Below are 16581 nucleotides of genomic sequence, written 5' to 3'. Positions count from 1 at the left end.
GGACGAAGGACTCCCCCGACACCACTGGACTCCCGGGGGTGACGGACTCCCCCGACCCCACCGCACTCCCGGGGCGACGGACTCCCCCGACACCATCGGACTCCCGGAGACGACGGACTCCCTAGATCCCACCGGACTCCCGGGGGTGACGGAGTCTCCGGCGGGTCGGGGGCGTCGCGGGCGTCCGGCGGACGGGGGTGGACGTACCGGCTGAGCTGTGCGGGAGCGCGGTCGGCGGCTCGCGGGGGCGCGGCTAGCCCGCCTCCCGCGCGGGTAAGCCCGCGTCCCGGTCCGCCAGTTTGCGCAGCATCTCCAGGACCCGGTCACGCGACTCGTCGGCCGCGTCGATGGCCTCCATGCACTGCCAGTACGTGGCCTCGTCGTCGGCGGCGCAGGCGATGCCGACCAGGGCTATGCCGGTCTCCCCGAGCAGGGTGCCCAGGCGCATCAGGGCCTGCCGTGCGTCGCCCAGCTCGGTGAGCTGGGCGGCGCGCAGCTCACCGGGGGCCAGCTCCGGGGTGTGCAGCACTCCGCAGCCGCGGCCCGCCAGCTCGGTCAGCCCGATCGCCTCGCCGCGCAGCTCCGGTGGTCCGTGGACCGCCAGCCGACTGCCGATCGCCTGCGCCAGGGCCTGCACCTGCCACACCTCCGCCAGGATGTCCGGCACCTCGCCGCCGGCCGCCAGGGCACGCCCACTCGTCACGATGAGCCGAACAGCGTCCATGCGCTGCCCCCGTCTGTTTCCGACGCACTCGCGGCGCGTCCGCCCGAACTCCCTGTCCACTACCCAGAGTGAAGGCGTGTGGGACGAAAAGCCAGAGGAAGGCGGAAATCTTCGGACAACAAATTGATTTCGGGCCTGATTCCGACTGCGGAGAGTAATAACGGAGTTGGCGGCTCCCCCGCCTCAGGCCCCCGGTTCCCTCCGCACCGGGAAGCGGAGTTCGTTGCGCTCGATCTTCGCCGCCAGGGCGGCCAGGGGATCGACGCCGAGCACCTCGCAGAACTGGAGCAGATACGCCAGTACGTCGGCGACCTCGTCCCGGACCCGGTGCGCGGTGTCCGGGTCGGCCATCACGCGGGCCGACTCCTCGGGCGTCAACCACTGGAAGATCTCGACGAGTTCGGAGGCCTCCACGCTGAGCGCCGCGACGAGGTTCTTGGGGGTGTGGTAGGGCTGCCAGTCCCGTGCGGCGGCGAACTCGGCGAGCCTGCGCTGAAGGGCGGGCAGGTCGGGGGGCGGGTGAGGAAGATCGGTCACGGGTCCAGGTGTACCACCGTGACACCGTCCGTCCCGGCCGCCCAGGAGGCGTCGGCCACCGCCGCGACCAGCCGGATGTGGCCGCGGTCGCACATCCGCGCCGCCACGCGGAGCAGTTCCTCGCGCTGGCGCGCGTCCAGGCCGCGGTCGAAGCCGTCGGCGAGCACGGTCAGCGTCTGCAACGCGGCGGGGACCTCACCGGCCGGGTCGACCTCCAGCACTCCGGGGCCGGTGAACAACAGCAGGGCGAGGGCGAGGTAGCGAAGCTCGCCGTAGCCGAGCCGCGCGAGGCCGGTGCGGACGCCGTCGCCCCGATCGAGCAACGCGCTGACCACGCCGCCGGCCGCCGGCTCGGCCAGCACGTCCGCGACGGAGCCCGCGCATCCGGCGCGTACCGCCGCGACGAACTGCGCGTGGCGCCGGCCGCACTCGGTGCGGGTGCGCCACAGCACGTCGGCGAGGTTGTCGCAGCCGCCGAGCAGACGACCGGAGCCACTGGGCACGGGCTCCCGCATCCGGCCGGGCCGGGGATCGCAGGAGAAGACGGAGCGCAGGGCGACCACCATCTGCTCGGCGGCGGCGAGCACCCTGCGCTGCCCGTCCGTCTTGCCGGCCACCCGCAGCGGCAGCAGCGGGGTCCCGAGCCGGTCGTCCGGCAGCGGGGCGCGGGTCACGGGTGCCGACCCGGCCGTGTGCCAGGCCGCCTGGACGGCACGGCGGCCGGGGTCGCGCAGGGCCGTCTGCAACAGCACGACCCCGTCCGCCGTCAGCCGCTCCCCCACGATGCGCAGTTCGGGTTCCGCCTGCACGGCGACGTCGAGGTGCACCGGCCCCTCGGTTCCGTCGGCCGTACAGCCGATACGGAAACCCCGGCGGTGCTGGGCGTCGGGCCGGGCCCGCTCGGGCACGCAGGCGGCCGGGTCGGGGAAGGCCGCGTCGAGCCGGGCACCGCCCCCGAGCCGGGCCAGGGCTTCGTACGCCCTGAGCGCGGTGGTCTTGCCGCAGCCGCTGGGTCCGGCGAGCACGGTGAGCGGCCCGAACCGCAGCACGGCGCGCCGGTGCCCGGCGAAGGCGGACAGCCGCAGCTCCGTGACGCGGGGCCGGTCCGGGAGGAGGGCGGCGGGGGCCGTCGGCGCAGGTGGCACTGGCATGTGCGGACCGTAGAACCCCGCCCGTACGGCGAACCGTTCCCTCCGGGCGGGGTTCCTACGAACGGGGGACGGCACCGTCAGGGCCGGCGGGGCGCGTCACACTCCGGGCACCCCCGCCGCGTCTTCCATCAGCCCGTTCACCTCGGTGCCGGCCGGGGTGAGCAGGAAGACGTTGCGGTCGACCCGGTGCATGCCGCTGGCCAGGCCGAAGACGACTCCCGTGCTGAAGTCCAGGACCCGCTTGGCGACCTCGCCCTCGGCACTGGTCAGGTCCAGGAGGACCGGGATGCCCGCCATCAGGATCTCGGCGACCTCGCGGGCGTCCGCGAACACGTTGACCCTCAGGACGACGAAACGACGGCGGGTCTCCGTCTCCGCCTCCGGCAGCGCCCGGTGGCCGACCGCGGAGGGCCAGGCGTCCCGCCCGCGCAGGGGAACGACCTGGGCGAGCCCCTCCCACTGTTCATCGGTGACGTCGTGGCTGTTCACCGGCTCCCCCCGATCTCACTCGCCTTCAATGCGTGCACCAGCCAATTCTTACGCCAAGTCACCCGTTCGGCCCAACAGCGACACGATTCGCGACGCTCCGTACCCGGCGGTCGTCCGTCGCCGGGGCCCCCGGTCGTCGGCACGGCGGCGGCGCGGGCCCGGTCCGGGCCCGCGCCCCGGTCCGGGCCCGCGCCGCCGCCGTGTCAGGGCCTCTCCGTGCCGAGGGCCCGCCGGTCATGGGCCGGGAGCCTCAGGACCGCTGGTCCGCCCGGTCCTGACGGCTGGCCAGCGCCCAGATCACGAAGACGTCGATCGCCATCATGATCACCGACCAGACGGGCGCGTACGGCAGGAACAGGAACTGGGCGATGAGGCTGATCGAGGCGAGGAAGATGCCCGCGAAACGCGCCCAGGCCATGTCCTTGAGCAGTCCGTAGCCCGTGGCGAGGAGGAGGGCGCCCAGGATGACGTGGATGATGCCCCAGCCGGTGAGGTTGAGCTCGTAGACGTAGCTGCCGACGCGGGCGTACACGTCGTCCTCGGCGATGGCCGCGATGCCCTGGAGGACGGCGAGGGCGCCGTTCAGCAGCAGCAGGACGCCCGCGAAGACGACCCCGCCGGTCACCCATCCGCTGGAGCGGTCCGCCGACCGCGGGGTGCCTGCGCCGTGCGTCGGCCTGCCGGGAGAAGGTGCGGCGTGCTGGCTCATGAGCGAGTCCTTTCTGCGTGTCCCCGTACGGGCCTCGGCCCGTCGGCGCCCCGGGCGCCGACAGGTCACTCCGAGCCTGCGGCCCCCCGTGCCGCCCGGCCATGCGGGTACGCCGGACGGGTGAACCGGCGTCGGCCGGTCCGCCCGGCGCCCGCTCGCCGGGACGCCCCGTGCGCATGCGCCCCCGCCCCGCCTCGCGTTAACTGGGGCGCACGTGCGAACGCGCGCTCCGGCCCCGTCGGACCAGGTGCCGGGGCGAGGTGGACGGAGGAGGACCGTGGCGACTCAGCCCCCGCCGGCGAACGCGGTGCCGGGCCGGGCGGAACAGTCCCTGCGGCACACGCTGTTGAGCCCCGGCTATCTGCGGCTGTTGCTGCTGTGCGTCCTGCTGGGCGTGCCCGTCGCGCTGGCCTGCTTCTTCTTCGTCGGGTTCCAGCACCAGCTGCAGCACTGGGTGTGGACGTCGCTGCCCGAGGCGGCCGGCTACGACGCCCCGCCCTGGTGGTGGCCGCTGCCCGCGCTGCTGCTGGCCGGGCTGATCCTCGCGCCGATCGTCACCAGGATGCCGGGCGGCGGCGGGCATCTGCCGGTGAACGGGCTGGGCGGCGCGCCCGTCGGCCCCCGCGCGCTGCCCGGCGCCGTCCTGGCCGCGCTGGCCACGCTGCCGCTCGGTGTGGTGCTGGGGCCGGAGGCGCCGTTGATGGCCGTCGGCAGCGGACTCGCGCTGCTGGCGGTACGGCGGGCGAAGGCGGCCGGCGACCCGAGGGCGAGCGCGATCATCGCGACGGCCGGGTCCACCGCCGCGATCTCCACCATCCTCGGCGGGCCGGTGGCGGCGGCCGTCCTGCTGATCGAGGGGGCGGGTCTCGCGGGTGCCCAGCTGGTCACCCTGTTGCTGCCCTGTCTGCTGGCCAGTGCGGCGGGCGCCCTGGTCTTCACCGGGTTCGGGCAGTGGACGGGCCTGGAGATCGGCGCCCTGAGCCTGCAGGACCTCCCCCCGGCCGCCGGCCCGGACGCGGGCGACTTCCTCTGGGGCATCCCCACCGCGGCACTGATCGCGGTGCTGGTCACACTGGCCCGCGAGCTGGGTCACCGCACCGTCTCCTGGACGCGGCGGCACACGGCCGCACGCACCGTCCTGTGCGCCGTGGCCGTGGGCGCCTGCCTCTGCGCGTACGCCCTGATCACCGGCCGTTCCCCGGCGGAGGCGGCCCTGTCCGGTCAGGCCACGCTCGGGCGGCTGGCCGCGGACCCGCACGCCTGGTCGGTGGGCGCGCTGGTCGCCCTGGTCGCGTGCAAGGGGCTGGCCTGGGGCATCGCGTTGGGCAGTCTGCGCGGAGGGCCGATCTTCCCGGCCGTACTGCTGGGCGCGGCCACGGCCGTCGCGTGTTCCGGTCTGCCGGGCTTCGGGGTGACGCCGGCCCTCGCCCTGGGCATCTCGGCCGCCGCGGCGGCGGTGACGGGACTGCCACTGGCCAGCGCGGTGCTGGCGGTCCTGCTGATGGGCAAGGACGCCCACGACCAGACGCCGCTGATCGTCATCGCGTCGGTCGTCGCCTTCGTCGTCGCCCAGTTGGTGCGCCGCACCGAACCGGCGGCGGCCGAGAGCCCGGGCGGGGGAACCGCACGGTGACGGAGCACCACCGGTCCGGCCCTCGGCGGCCCGGCCGTCCGCGGGCCGGCCCTCCCCGGACCGACCCCCCGCGGACCGCCTGGCGCACGGTGCGTCCCTGGCTGGTGCGGGCCGGCGTCACGGTGGCCGTGGTCGTGGCCTACTTCCTGCTCCCTCTCGACCACCTGGGCCCGCGGCGGCCCGTACTGAGCTGGGTGCTGTTCGCCCTCGCGCTCACCGTCGTGGCCGTGCTGCTGCTCCGGCAGATCCGCCACGTGTTCACCAACCGCCCGGACTCCCGGCCCGGTGCGGTCCTCTCCCTGCTGATCGTCCTGACCGTGCACATCTTCTCGGCCACCTACTACGCCCTCGCCAAGCACGAGGGCGAGTTCGTCGGCCTCAGCACCCGCGTCGACGCCCTGTACTTCACCATCGTCACGCTGGCGACCGTCGGGTACGGCGACATCACCCCGAGCGGCCAGGCGGCCCGCATCGTGACGGTCCTCCAGATCACGTACAGCTTCGTGTTCCTGACCGCAGCCGCGACCGCCCTCGCCCAGCGGCTGCGCGACATGGTGGTCCGGCGGACGGAGCGGGACCGGCGCGGCTGACGGGCACCGGGACGCGCGTGCGCCGACGCCACCTGCGTGAACGACGCGCGTCCGAGGACTGGAGGGCGGCTTGTCACCGCCCCTTCGGGAGCACTACTGTCGCCACGCCTTGGTGAACGGGAAATCCGGTGTGATGCCGGTGCGGCCCTCGCCACTGTGAATCGGGAAGTCCGGCTCCGGCCCTCGCGGGCAGCCACTGGGTCCTAGGACCCGGGAAGGCGGAGCACGGGCGGTGGTACCCGTAAGCCAGGAGACCGGCCAAGGCGCGTCGTCCATCCACGAGGTGCTGGAGAGGGTCTGCTGAGCCATGCACATAGCCGAGGGCTTTCTGCCTCCGGCGCACGCGATCGCCTGGGGTGTCGCGTCCGCGCCGTTCGTCGTCCACGGAGTACGGTCACTCACCCGTGAGGTCAGGGAACACCCGGAGAGCACCTTGCTCCTCGGGGCGTCCGGAGCCTTCACGTTCGTGCTGTCGGCCCTGAAGCTGCCGTCCGTCACCGGGAGTTGTTCGCACCCGACCGGCACGGGGCTCGGCGCCGTCCTGTTCCGGCCGCCGATCATGGCGGTGCTGGGCACCATCACCCTGCTCTTCCAGGCGCTGCTGCTCGCGCACGGCGGGCTGACCACGCTCGGTGCCAACGTCTTCTCGATGGCGATCGCCGGTCCCTGGGCCGGCTACGCCGTCTACCGGGTGCTGCGCCGCTCCGGCGTGCCGCTGATGGTCACGGTGTTCTTCGGCGCCTTCGTCGCCGACCTGACCACCTACTGCGTCACCAGCGTCCAGCTGGCGCTCGCCTTCCCGGACCCGGGCAGCGGCTTCCTGGGCGCCCTCGGCAAGTTCGGGTCCATCTTCGCCGTCACGCAGATCCCGCTGGCGGTGAGCGAGGGCCTGCTCACGGTCGTCGTCATGCGGCTGCTGGTGCAGTCCAGCAAGGGAGAACTGACCCGGCTCGGTGTGCTGTCGAGGCCGGCCGGAGCCGACGACGGGACCGGGGCCGGCAAGGTCGCGTCCGGCGAGCAGGAGGAGGTGGTGGCCCGATGAGCCGCAACGCGAAGATCAACGCCCTGCTGCTGCTCGCCGTCGCCGCGCTCGCGGTGCTGCCGCTGGTGCTGGGGCTCGGCGATCACAAGGAGGAGCCGTTCGCCGGGGCGGACGCGGAGGCGGAGACGGCGATCACCGAGATCGAGCCGGACTACGAGCCGTGGTTCTCGCCGCTGTACGAGCCGCCGTCCGGGGAGATCGAGTCGGCGCTGTTCGCCGTGCAGGCCGCGCTCGGCGCGGGTGTGCTGGCCTACTACTTCGGGCTGCGCCGGGGCCGGCGGCAGGGCGAGGAACGGGCGGTGGCGACGGCTGGGCGGGACGCGCCCGAAGGGGACTGAGTGCTGCCGATCGACGCGGCGGCGCACAGCAGCAGGTGGCGCCGCCGGCATCCCGTGGACAAGGCCGTGCTCGGGCTCGGCCTGACCGTGCTCGCCGTCTCGCTGCCGCCCTGGCCGGGCGCGGCACTGGTGCTGGTGGCGGCGCTCGTCGTGCTGCTCGGCCCGGCGGGCGTGCCCCGGCGCCGGCTGTGGCGGGCGTACCGGGTGCCGCTGGGTTTCTGCGTGACGGGGGCGCTGCCGCTGCTGGTGCGGGTCGGGGGGCCGGACGGGTTCCTGACATGGGCGGACGGCGGGCCGGTGCGCGCCGGTGAGCTGATGCTGCGGACCTCGGCGGCCTCCCTCGGGGTGCTGCTGTTCGCGTTCACCACCCCGATGTCCGACCTGCTGCCCCGCCTGGTGCGGGCCGGGGTGCCCGCGCCGGTGGTGGACGTCGCTCTGGTGACGTACCGCATGAGTTTCCTGCTGCTGGACTCCGTGCGCCGGATCCGCGAGGCGCAGGCGGCGCGGCTGGGCCACACCGGCCGGGCCGCCGCGTGGCGCTCCCTCGGCGGGCTCGGCGCCACGGCCTTCGTACGGGCCTTCGACCGGGCGGCGCGGCTCCAGTCCGGTCTCGCGGGGCGCGGTTACGACGGCACGCTGCGGGTCCTGGTGCCCGAGGCCCGTGTCTCGGTGCCCTTCACGGCGGCGAGCCTCGCGCTGCTGGCGGCGCTGGCCGCCCTCACCCTCGTACTGGAAAGGCCGCTGTCGTGAACGAGACGATCGAGGGGGCCGGGACGGCCGCGTCGCCCCTGGTGGCCCTGCGGGGCGCGTCCTTCGCGTACGAGGAGGGCCCGGACGTGCTCACCGGCCTGGACTTCGAGGTGCGCGAGGGGCGCGCGCTCGCGCTGCTGGGCCGCAACGGCAGCGGCAAGACCACGCTGATGCGGCTGCTCAGCGGCGGACTCAGGCCGAACGCCGGGACGTTGACGGTGGACGGGGAGCCGGTGGTGTACGACCGCAAGGGGCTGACCCGGCTGCGGACCACGGTGCAGCTGGTGGTGCAGGACCCGGACGACCAGCTGTTCGCGGCCTCGGTGGGGCAGGACGTGTCCTTCGGTCCGCTGAACCTGGGCCTGTCCGACGCGCAGGTCCGGTCCCGGGTCGGGGAGGCGCTGGCCGCACTGGACATCGCGGCGCTGGCCGACCGGCCCACCCATCTGCTCTCGTACGGCCAGCGCAAGCGGACCGCGATCGCCGGTGCCGTGGCGATGCGGCCGCGGGTGCTGATCCTCGACGAGCCGACCGCGGGGCTCGACCCGGACGGGCAGGAGAGGCTGCTCGCCACCCTGGACCGGCTCCGCGCGGGCGGCACCACGGTGGTGATGGCCACCCATGACGTCGACCTCGCCCTGCGCTGGTCCGACGAGGCGGCCCTGCTCACCCCGGCCGGTGTGCACACGGGTCCGACGGCCCCGACGCTGGCCCGCACGGAGCTGCTGCGGCAGGCGGGGCTGCGGTTGCCGTGGGGGGTGGCGGTGGCGCGGGTGCTGCGGGCACGGGGCCTGCTGACGGACTCGGCGGCCGGCCCGCGCACACCGGAGGAGCTGGCCGCTCTGACCGACTGACGCGGAGCCGGCCGGAGCGGCTCACCGTGCCGAGTCGCTGAGCTCCGCGTCCCGGGTCCGTGCCGGGTCGTCCTCCGGCAGGCGGTGGGCGGTGCGGCGGCGGCCGGGCAGGACGGCGAGGACGACGAGGGTGCCGGCGGCCATGATGATGCCGCCGACGAGGCTGGTCGTGGCGACGCCGTGGGCGAAGGACTGGTTCACGGCGTCCGCCAGGGCCTCGGCCTGCCGCGGTCCGGCGGAGGGGTCGGTCGCGAGCCGCTCGGCGACGGCCAGTCCGCCGCCGACGGAGTCCTGGGCGGTGTCCAGTGCGGCGGCCGGGAGCCGGCCGCCGGCCAGGTCGGCGAGTTCGTCCCGGTAGGCGGTGCCGAGCAGGGAGCCCAGCACGGCGATCCCCAGGGAGCCGCCGAGCTCCAGCGCGGTGTCGTTGGCGCCGCCGCCGACGCCCAGCTCGCTCTCCGGGAAGGAACCCATGATGGTGTCGGTGGCCGGGGAGACGCTCAGCCCGATCGCGAGGCCCAGCAGCATCATCGGGGCCAGGAAGTCGGCGTAGGTCGAGTCCTTCTCGACGAGGACCAGCAGGAGCACACCGACGGTGCCGAGCACCATGCCGGAGCCGACCATGGCCTTCACCCCCAGCCTCGGCGTCAGCCTGCCGGTGACGGCGGCGCCGACGAACACGGCGCCGGCCAGCGGCAGCAGCCGCACGCCGGTCTCCAGCGCGCCGAAGCCCAGCACGAACTGCAGGAACTGCGTGGCGTAGTAGATGGCGCCGTAGGTGCCGAAGAAGAAGAACAGCACCGCCAGCATCGAGCCGCTGAACGGCCGCAGGAGGAACCTCCGCACGTCCAGCATGGGGTGCGGGTGACGCAGCTCCCAGGCCACGAAGGCCACGAGGCCCACCACCGCGACGACGGCCGCGGCGACCGGACCGGTGCCCCAGCCGAAGTGCGGACCCTCGATGCTCGCGTAGACCAGGCTGCCGACGGAGACGATGGACAGCAGACCGCCCACGTAGTCGATACGGCCCATGCCGGTCGCCTTCGACGGCGGGACGAGGAGCAGCGCGCCCACCACGGCGGCGACCGCGACGGGGACGTTGACCAGGAAGGTCGAGCCCCAGGCGTGGTCCTCCAGGAGGCGGCCGGCGACCAGCGGGCCGACCGCGATGGCGAGGCCGGAGGTGGCGGTCCAGGCGGTGATGGCCCGGGCCCGCTCCCCCTTGGGGAAGACCGCCACCAGGAGGGACAGCGTGGCCGGCATGACGACGGCGGCCCCGACGCCCATGATCGCCCGGGCCGCGATGACCAGCCCGGTCTCCTCCACCAGGCTGCCCATCACGGAACCGCCCGCGAAGACCACCAGGCCGGTGATCAGGGCGCCGCGGCGGCTGTACTTGTCGCCGACCGAGCCGAGGACCAGCATCAGCGCGGCGTACGGGACGGTGTAGCCGTCGATGACCCACTGCAGGTCGCTGCTGCTCAGGCCCAGGTCGGCCGTCATGTCCGGCGCGGCCACGATCAGCGACGTGTTGGCCATGACGACGATCAGCAGGCTCAGGCACAGGACGACCAGGGCCCACCAGCGCCGCGCGTACGGCCCGGTCATCTTCTCGACGGGGGTGGTGGCTAGGAGGGGCATCGGGGCTCCCGGGGACTGGGGCTAGTTAATTGCCCATCGATGTGCAGACTAGGGGCAGCGTAGTTTGTTGCACATTGAGGTGCAAATACGGGGAGGGTGCCTCGGCCACCCGTGCGCGTTGCCGGTCCCGCCCGGTCCGGGGGCGGTACCGGGTCCGGGGGCGGTGCCGGGTCCGGGGGCGGTGCCGGGTCCGGGGGCGGTGCCGGGTCCGGGGGCGGTGCCGGGTCCGGGGCCGGGCGCGCCTCGCACGGGCGCGACGTGCGGGGCGAGCGCGGTGGGCGCGGTGGGCGCGGTGGGCGCGTGGTGGTGGGTACGTGGCGGTGGGCACGTAGCGGTCGGCGCGGTAGGTACGTGGCGGGCAGCGCGGCTGGCGCCCGGCGGTCAGCGCGGCGCGTGGGCAGGGATCGGCACGGTCCCCGTGGGAGCGCGGGCGGCACGCGAGCGGGAGGGGGATGGGGTCAGCCGGGGGTGGGGCGGGTGAGCCGGCGGCGGGAGTGCGGGGGTGGCCGGTGGCTCACTCGCCCGGGACGGGCTCCGCGGGGGTGACGTCCTCGACTACGGCCCGGGCCCGCTGCTCCGGTACGCCGGCCGCGATGAGCTGGGCCAGGGCGACCCGGGTGCCGTCGTCCTCCAGCGCCCCGGTGTTGACCTGCTCCAGCAGGGCGACCGTCATCGCCTCCAGGCCGGCGCTCAGCACGGCGGGCGGCAGATGCGCGGGGAAGGCTCCGTCCCGCTGGCCGCGCTCCAGGATGGCGGTGACCTCGGCGCGGGCCGGTGCCAGGATCTCCGACACGCGCTCCACGCCCAGGTCGTGCCGGGCCAGCGCCAGGAGCATCCGGTAGCGGTCGCCGACCGGCCACATCAGCAGCACGAAGTACGCGAGGGCACGCTCGGCCGGTTCCGCGGGCCCGATGCGCTCCGCACCGGCGGCCATCGCGCTCCGCAGCACCTCCGAGGCCTCCTCGGCGAGGGCCTCCAGGAGTGCCGCGCGCCCCGGGAAGTGACCGAAGAGGGTGCGCCGTACGACGCCGGCGGCGCGGGCCAGCTCCTCCAGGGTGGTGTCCGGGTTCCGTCCGAGTTCGCGGCGGGCCGTGGCCAGGATGCGCGCCCGGTTGGACCGCGCGTTGCGTCGCTGCGGCTCGCGGGCGACGGGCTTGGTCACGGGAACCTCTGGGGCGCGTGGTGGGGCGACGGGGCGTCCATTCTGGCACGGAGGCCGCACCCGGGCCCGACCGGCGACCCGCCCTCCCCGGCGCCCCGGCCGACTCGGGCGCCCCGGCCGACTCGGGCACCCCACGCCGGGCGACGGGTGGAGGGTGACGAGCGACGGGCGGGGTCGACGTACGGCGGGCGACGGGCTGCGCCTTCGCCGACCGCTACCGCGCCTGGTCCGAGCCGCCCGCCTCGTGCGTCTCCCGGGCCCGGTCCGAACGGCCTTCGCGCTCGGTCGCGTCCCCCCGTCCGCCCCGCCGTACGGCGGCGACCGCGGCGAGGACCGTTCCCACGGCCACGACCAGCAGTCCGCGCAGCCACACCTCGGCCTCGATCTGGGTGGCGAGCGCGACGCAGGAGGCCGCTCCCAGCACGGGGAGCACGGTCGGGGCCCGGAAGTGGTCGGCCTCACCCGGGTCGCGGCGCAGGACGAGGACGGCCGTGTTGACCATGAGGAAGACCACGAGCAGCAGCAGGACCAGGGTGGAAGCCAGGGTGGCGACGCTGCCGGTGAGCGCGAGCAGCATCGACAGCACGGTCGTGACCGCGATCGCCGCCCAGGGCGTACGGCGCCCGGGCAGCACCTTGGTCAGCGTGACGGGCAGCAGCCCGTCCCGGGCCATGCCGTACGCCAGGCGGGAGGACATGATGCCGGTGAGCAGCGCGCCGTTCGCCACGGCGACCAGGGCGATGGCGCTGAACAGGCGGGTCGGCACGCCGCCGGCCGCCTCGACGACCTCCAGCAGCGGCCCGCTCGACTCGGCGAGCCGGGCCGTCGGCACGGCCACGGACGCCGCGAGCCCCACCAGTACGTACACGGCGCCGGCGGTGGCGAGGGCGCCGAAGAGGGCGCGCGGGTAGGAGCGGCGGGGGTCGCGGGTCTCCTCGGCGACGTTCACGGAGGTCTCGAAACCGACGAAGGAGTAGTAGGCCAGTACGGAGCCGCTCAGTACGGCCGCCGCGGCTCCCTTGTCCGGCGTCCCGAGCTGCCCGAGCCGTGCCACGTCGCCGTCGCCGCGCAGCAGCAGCCACGCGCCGAGGGCGACGATGACGAGCAGGCCGCCGACCTCGATGACGGTGGCGACGACGTTGGCCCGGGTGGACTCCTTGATGCCCCGCGCGTTGACCAGCGCGAGCAGGGCGAGGAACACCACGGCGACGAGGCCCACCGGCAGCGTCACGAAGGCCGACAGGTAGTCGCCCCCGAAGCCGCGGGCCAGCGCGGCCACGGAGACGATGCCGGCGGCGAGCATGCAGAAACCCGCGACGAACCCGGCGAACGGCCCGAAGGCCAGGGTGGTGTAGTGGGAGGCGCCGCCCGCCCGGGGGTACTTCGTGGCCAGCTCGGCGTAGGAGGCCGCGGTCAGCAGCGCCAGCAGCAGCGCGACGACCAGCGGCACCCACACCGCTCCCCCGGTGTCGGCGGCCACCTGCCCCACCAGGACGTACACCCCCGCGCCGAGCACGTCGCCCAGGATGAAGAAGTACAGCAGCGGGGTGGTCAGCGCCCGCTTCAGCGCCGGACCGTCCTCAGCGTCCGCCGGCTTTCGTGTTCCGAATCTCGCCATGACGCCTCAGGTTTCCCGCAGGACGGAGAACACGCCCTCGACTCCGGCCGGCCACCCCCTCGCCCCGGCTACCGCTCGTCGGACAGCACGTCCTTGGCCGCCAGCCGTCCGTCGACGAAGCACAGCCGGTACACGCCCGCCTCCATCGAGAAGAGGCCACCGCCCTCGGCCCGGTAGTACCGGCACACGGCGCGCTCGGGCGCCGGCGGGGAGCCCGCGTGCCACTCCGCGGGCACCTGCTCCGCGGGCAGCACCGTCCGCAGGTCCTGCCATCGCTCGCCCCGCGCCAGCCCGCGGTAGGTGGAGGCGTCCAGCGTCGCGCTGCTGTCGAACGCGTTCGAGAAGTAGACGACCATCATCACGCACACGACGGCGACGGCCACCACGGGCACCGCCAGCATCGTCACGAGGCTGCGGCGGACCCGCTGCTCGGCGTCCCGCTGGGCCGTGACGGTGAGCGGAACACCGAGCGGGCCCCGGGGACCGGCGGCGCCGGCCCCGTACAGCTCCCCGGAGTGCGGCACGCGGGCCGTGACCTCGAACACGCCGTCCTCGCGGAGCCGGGCGGTGAGCGTCCCGCCGAGCACCTGGACCCGCTCGGAGAGACCGACCAGTCCCGTGCCGTTGCCGACGGCCGGCTCGGACGGGCCGTCGGAGATGCCGTTGGTGACGGTGACGACCGTGTGGTCCGTCAGGCGGTCGATCCGGATCCGCACCTCCTCGCCGGGGGCGTGCTTGGCGGCGTTGGTGAGCGACTCCTGGACCACCCGCCGCACCGCTTCCTCGACCGCGGCCGGGGCCGTGACGTCGAGGCCGATCCGCCGCAGGTCGATCAGCATCCCCGCGGTCCGCGCACGGTCCACCGTCGTCATGAGGTCCTCGCGCGGTGTCGTCGGTTCCTGCGCCGTGTCCACGCGCAGCACTCCGATGATGTCGCTGAGCCTGCTCACGGCCTGCCCCGCGTTGCCGCGCAGCTGCTTCGCCGTGGCCCGCACGGACGCGTCCAGGTCGGGGGCGACCTCCAGGGCGGCGGCCTGCATGGCGATGAGGGTGAGGTCGTGCCCGAGCTGGTCGTGCATGTCCTGGGCGATGCGGGCGCGTTCCCGGGTCCTGGCCCGGTCGGCGGCGAGCTCGTACTCCCGCTCGAGGTGCCGGGCCCGCTGCCAGCCGGCGAGTTCGAGTTCGCGGCGCTGGTGGCGGTGCCGGCCGGCCAGCCACGCGGTCACGGCGCCCACCAGCAACGGGACGCTGTTCAGCCAGGTGGTGAGGTGGCCCGCCCTGAGCCCCAGGACGCCCAGGGTCGTCAGCACCGCCGTGACGGCCACCGCCGTGTCGACGGGACGCCCTCGCGCGTCGCCGCGCCGGCCGGCCAGGTAGCCCATGACGAACAGGCTGGGCGCGAACCAGGGGCTGACGAGACTCAGGACCGCGGTGGTCCCGCAGGCCAGCGACAGCCGCGTGGCCCGGAGCACGACGACGGGTACGAGCAGCAGGACGCCGGCCAGCCGCCACCACAGGGACCGGGGATCGGCGTCGCCGGGCGAGTCGAGCAGCGCGGGGACGGCGAGTGCCGCCCAGAGCACGGCACTTCGGACGACCTTGCGTTGCCGGGCACGCTCGACAAGGATGCGGGATCGACTGGTCCGAGCAGGATCCCAGGACTTCCAGCGGCTTTTCATCGGGAGTCCTGACAGCACGCCGGTGCGGCGACAGCCCCGGCGGAAGAAATGGGGAACGTGTGATTCGGGTTCTGATCGCCGACGACGAGACGATGATGCGCGCGGGGGCCCGGGCGATCCTGTCGGCCGATCCGGAGATCGAGGTGGTGGCCGAGGCGTCCACCGGCCGGGAGGCCGTGGAACTGGTGCGCCGGCACCGGCCGGACGTGGCACTCCTGGACGTGCAGATGCCGCAGCTCGACGGACTCGACGCCGCTTCCGAGATCCTGAAGTCCGACGCGGGCACGGCCGTGATCATTTTCACGACGTTCAGCAACGACGACTACATCGCGCGTGCCCTGGGCGAAGGCGCCAGTGGGTTCCTGCTGAAGTCGGGAGACCCGCGCGACCTCATCGCGGGGGTGCACGCCGTCGCCGACGGGGCCGCGTATCTCTCTCCCGAGGCGGCGCACCGGGTGATCCGCGGACTGCCCACGGCCCGGATGGCACGGGGCTCCGCCGCACGCGAGCGGGTCGACCGCCTCAGTGCCCGGGAGCGGGAGGTGCTGACACTGCTCGGGGAAGGGCTGTCGAACGCCCAGATCGCCCGTCGGCTGCGCCTCGTCGAAGGCACAGTCAAGACTCATGTCAGTTCCATCCTCACGAGGCTGGCCGTCGGCAACCGTGTTCAGGCGGCCATCATCGCCTATGAGGCGGGACTGATCGAAAGCGTCGACTGATTCCGGACACCGCGCACCGGCTGTTCCGGACATCGCGAACAGCCGGTGCGGACACGGCACATCACTGGTCGTCCCGGAACTGTTCCGGACGCAGGACGCCTGACGCCGGACGCCGCGTCGCGGCGAAAGGAATCAGCCGTTCACCCCTATTCCGTGTCACCGCGAACAGGGCTCGGCCGCTTGGCCGCTCGGCCTCTTGGCCACATGGCCGCTCGGCCGCTCGGCCGCTCGGCTCAGGAGCCCTCCGCGGAGAACGGGCACCGCCAGTCCGCCGGCACGGCGCGCCCCGCGTACTGACGGGCCTCGGAGGACTGACCGTGGTCGGACAGCATGGGGTTGACGCTCCCCTGCAGCCGTACCTCACGTTCGCGGATCCTGCGCTGCAGGCCGTAGTACGTCCCCTGCGCCTTCAGCCGGGCGAACTGCTCGTGCGAATTGAACACGAGGGCCGGATGTGAGAAGCGCCGGGAAATCCGAGAGGCTTCAGGGCCCAGACCGGCCACGAAGAACGGATGCCCGGCCACACTGAAGGCGAATTCGGGCGACTCTGTGTCACTGGAGTACCCGGAGCTCCATTCATGGGTTTTGGCATCCAGTCGATGCAGGTGCCCCAACTGCTCCCAGAGCAGCTTTTCGAATTCCTCTTCGCCATGCATCCGGGGACCCAGGAATATCGCCACGAACGAAGCGAATTCGTTTTCCCCGGTGAGTTGTTCCTCAGCGAACGCGACCAGGTCCCGATGGAGGAGAGCAGTGGCCTCGGCCCCGCCCAACTCATCGTAGAACCGCACGACAAGGGTGTCCTGTCGCAGAGCGGAACGCGCTCCCAGGCAGGTGAAGGAATCCCCGCCCAGCCAGGTGATGAATTCCTCCCTCAACTCATGATGTGCCATTACGCCTCCAGCTCCATCGCAAGTGCCGTGACCCTAGCACCGGCCCGCAGTCACA

The 16581-nt window shown here is 73.8% G+C and carries 17 protein-coding genes and 1 riboswitch; of the genes, 7 read left to right on the top strand and 10 right to left on the bottom strand.

Annotated features, from left to right (window positions below; translation table 11 throughout):
• Positions 1-253: 253 nt before the first annotated feature.
• The 5 genes from SAM23877_RS26985 to SAM23877_RS26965 form a co-directional block, all read right to left on the bottom strand.
• Positions 254-724, bottom strand: a complete 471-nt coding sequence (locus SAM23877_RS26985) for a DUF6099 family protein (RefSeq protein WP_053138618.1) — start codon at positions 722-724, stop codon at positions 254-256.
• A gap of 183 nt (positions 725-907) precedes the next feature.
• Positions 908-1261, bottom strand: coding sequence for a nucleotide pyrophosphohydrolase (locus SAM23877_RS26980; RefSeq protein ID WP_053138615.1), 354 nt, complete (start codon positions 1259-1261; stop codon positions 908-910).
• Positions 1258-2412 (bottom strand): AAA family ATPase, encoded by a 1155-nt coding sequence (locus SAM23877_RS26975; RefSeq protein WP_053138612.1) that lies wholly within the window; start codon positions 2410-2412, stop codon positions 1258-1260. The genes SAM23877_RS26980 and SAM23877_RS26975 overlap by 4 nt, the downstream gene beginning before the upstream one ends.
• A 96-nt stretch (positions 2413-2508) precedes the next feature.
• Positions 2509-2901 carry a cell division protein SepF gene (locus tag SAM23877_RS26970; RefSeq protein ID WP_053138610.1) on the bottom strand — a complete coding sequence of 131 codons (393 nt, stop codon included), beginning with the start codon at positions 2899-2901 and terminating at the stop codon, positions 2509-2511.
• Between the two features lie 250 nt (positions 2902-3151).
• Positions 3152-3610, bottom strand: a complete 459-nt coding sequence (locus SAM23877_RS26965; protein WP_053138607.1) for a DUF7144 family membrane protein — start codon at positions 3608-3610, stop codon at positions 3152-3154.
• Between the two features lie 277 nt (positions 3611-3887).
• Here SAM23877_RS26965 and SAM23877_RS26960 point away from each other — a divergent pair, with 277 nt between their 5' ends.
• The 6 genes from SAM23877_RS26960 (at position 3888) to SAM23877_RS26935 (ending at position 8817) form a co-directional block, all read left to right on the top strand.
• Positions 3888-5243, top strand: coding sequence for a chloride channel protein (locus SAM23877_RS26960; protein WP_053138604.1), 1356 nt, complete (start codon positions 3888-3890; stop codon positions 5241-5243).
• Complete coding sequence (locus SAM23877_RS26955) at positions 5240-5833, top strand: potassium channel family protein (protein WP_079030461.1); 594 nt, start codon at positions 5240-5242, stop codon at positions 5831-5833. Before SAM23877_RS26960 ends, SAM23877_RS26955 begins: the two co-directional genes overlap by 4 nt.
• 93 nt (positions 5834-5926) lie before the next feature.
• A riboswitch (cobalamin riboswitch) is annotated at positions 5927-6110 on the top strand.
• A 30-nt stretch (positions 6111-6140) separates the two neighbouring features.
• Complete coding sequence (locus SAM23877_RS26950; RefSeq protein ID WP_053138601.1) at positions 6141-6875, top strand: energy-coupling factor ABC transporter permease; 735 nt, start codon at positions 6141-6143, stop codon at positions 6873-6875.
• Positions 6872-7213: an energy-coupling factor ABC transporter substrate-binding protein gene (locus SAM23877_RS26945; RefSeq protein WP_053138598.1), complete on the top strand. Its 342-nt coding sequence runs from the start codon at positions 6872-6874 to the stop codon at positions 7211-7213. The genes SAM23877_RS26950 and SAM23877_RS26945 overlap by 4 nt, the downstream gene beginning before the upstream one ends.
• A complete protein-coding gene (cbiQ, locus tag SAM23877_RS26940; RefSeq protein WP_053138596.1) occupies positions 7214-7963 on the top strand; it encodes a cobalt ECF transporter T component CbiQ in 750 nt (249 codons plus the stop codon). It abuts the gene before it with no gap.
• On the top strand, positions 7960-8817 hold the full coding sequence (locus tag SAM23877_RS26935; RefSeq protein WP_079030460.1) for an ATP-binding cassette domain-containing protein: 858 nt from the start codon (positions 7960-7962) through the stop codon (positions 8815-8817). Before cbiQ ends, SAM23877_RS26935 begins: the two co-directional genes overlap by 4 nt.
• 21 nt (positions 8818-8838) lie before the next feature.
• Here the strand turns inward: SAM23877_RS26935 and SAM23877_RS26930 are convergent, their stop codons facing one another.
• From SAM23877_RS26930 to SAM23877_RS26915, 4 genes are all read right to left on the bottom strand, one after another.
• Positions 8839-10455, bottom strand: coding sequence for an MFS transporter (locus SAM23877_RS26930; RefSeq protein ID WP_053138594.1), 1617 nt, complete (start codon positions 10453-10455; stop codon positions 8839-8841).
• Between the two features lie 514 nt (positions 10456-10969).
• A complete protein-coding gene (locus SAM23877_RS26925; protein WP_053138592.1) occupies positions 10970-11617 on the bottom strand; it encodes a TetR/AcrR family transcriptional regulator in 648 nt (215 codons plus the stop codon).
• A 214-nt stretch (positions 11618-11831) separates the two neighbouring features.
• Positions 11832-13235: an APC family permease gene (locus SAM23877_RS26920; RefSeq protein WP_053138590.1), complete on the bottom strand. Its 1404-nt coding sequence runs from the start codon at positions 13233-13235 to the stop codon at positions 11832-11834.
• A 68-nt stretch (positions 13236-13303) separates the two neighbouring features.
• Positions 13304-14818, bottom strand: coding sequence for a sensor histidine kinase (locus tag SAM23877_RS26915; protein WP_053138588.1), 1515 nt, complete (start codon positions 14816-14818; stop codon positions 13304-13306).
• A 155-nt stretch (positions 14819-14973) separates the two neighbouring features.
• On the opposite strand from SAM23877_RS26915, the gene SAM23877_RS26910 reads away from it, so the two are divergent.
• Complete coding sequence (locus SAM23877_RS26910; RefSeq protein ID WP_053138586.1) at positions 14974-15633, top strand: response regulator; 660 nt, start codon at positions 14974-14976, stop codon at positions 15631-15633.
• A gap of 233 nt (positions 15634-15866) precedes the next feature.
• Here SAM23877_RS26910 and gntA read toward each other — a convergent pair whose 3' ends face one another.
• Entirely contained in the window at positions 15867-16526 is a 660-nt protein-coding gene (gntA, locus tag SAM23877_RS26905; RefSeq protein ID WP_079030457.1) for a guanitoxin biosynthesis heme-dependent pre-guanitoxin N-hydroxylase GntA, read from the bottom strand.
• Positions 16527-16581 lie beyond the last annotated feature (55 nt).

The sequence above is a fragment of the Streptomyces ambofaciens ATCC 23877 genome, assembly GCF_001267885.1.
GTDB lineage: Bacteria > Actinomycetota > Actinomycetes > Streptomycetales > Streptomycetaceae > Streptomyces > Streptomyces ambofaciens.
The sequence above is the reverse complement of the archived record's forward strand: the minus strand, read 5'-3'. Positions and strand labels throughout refer to the sequence as shown.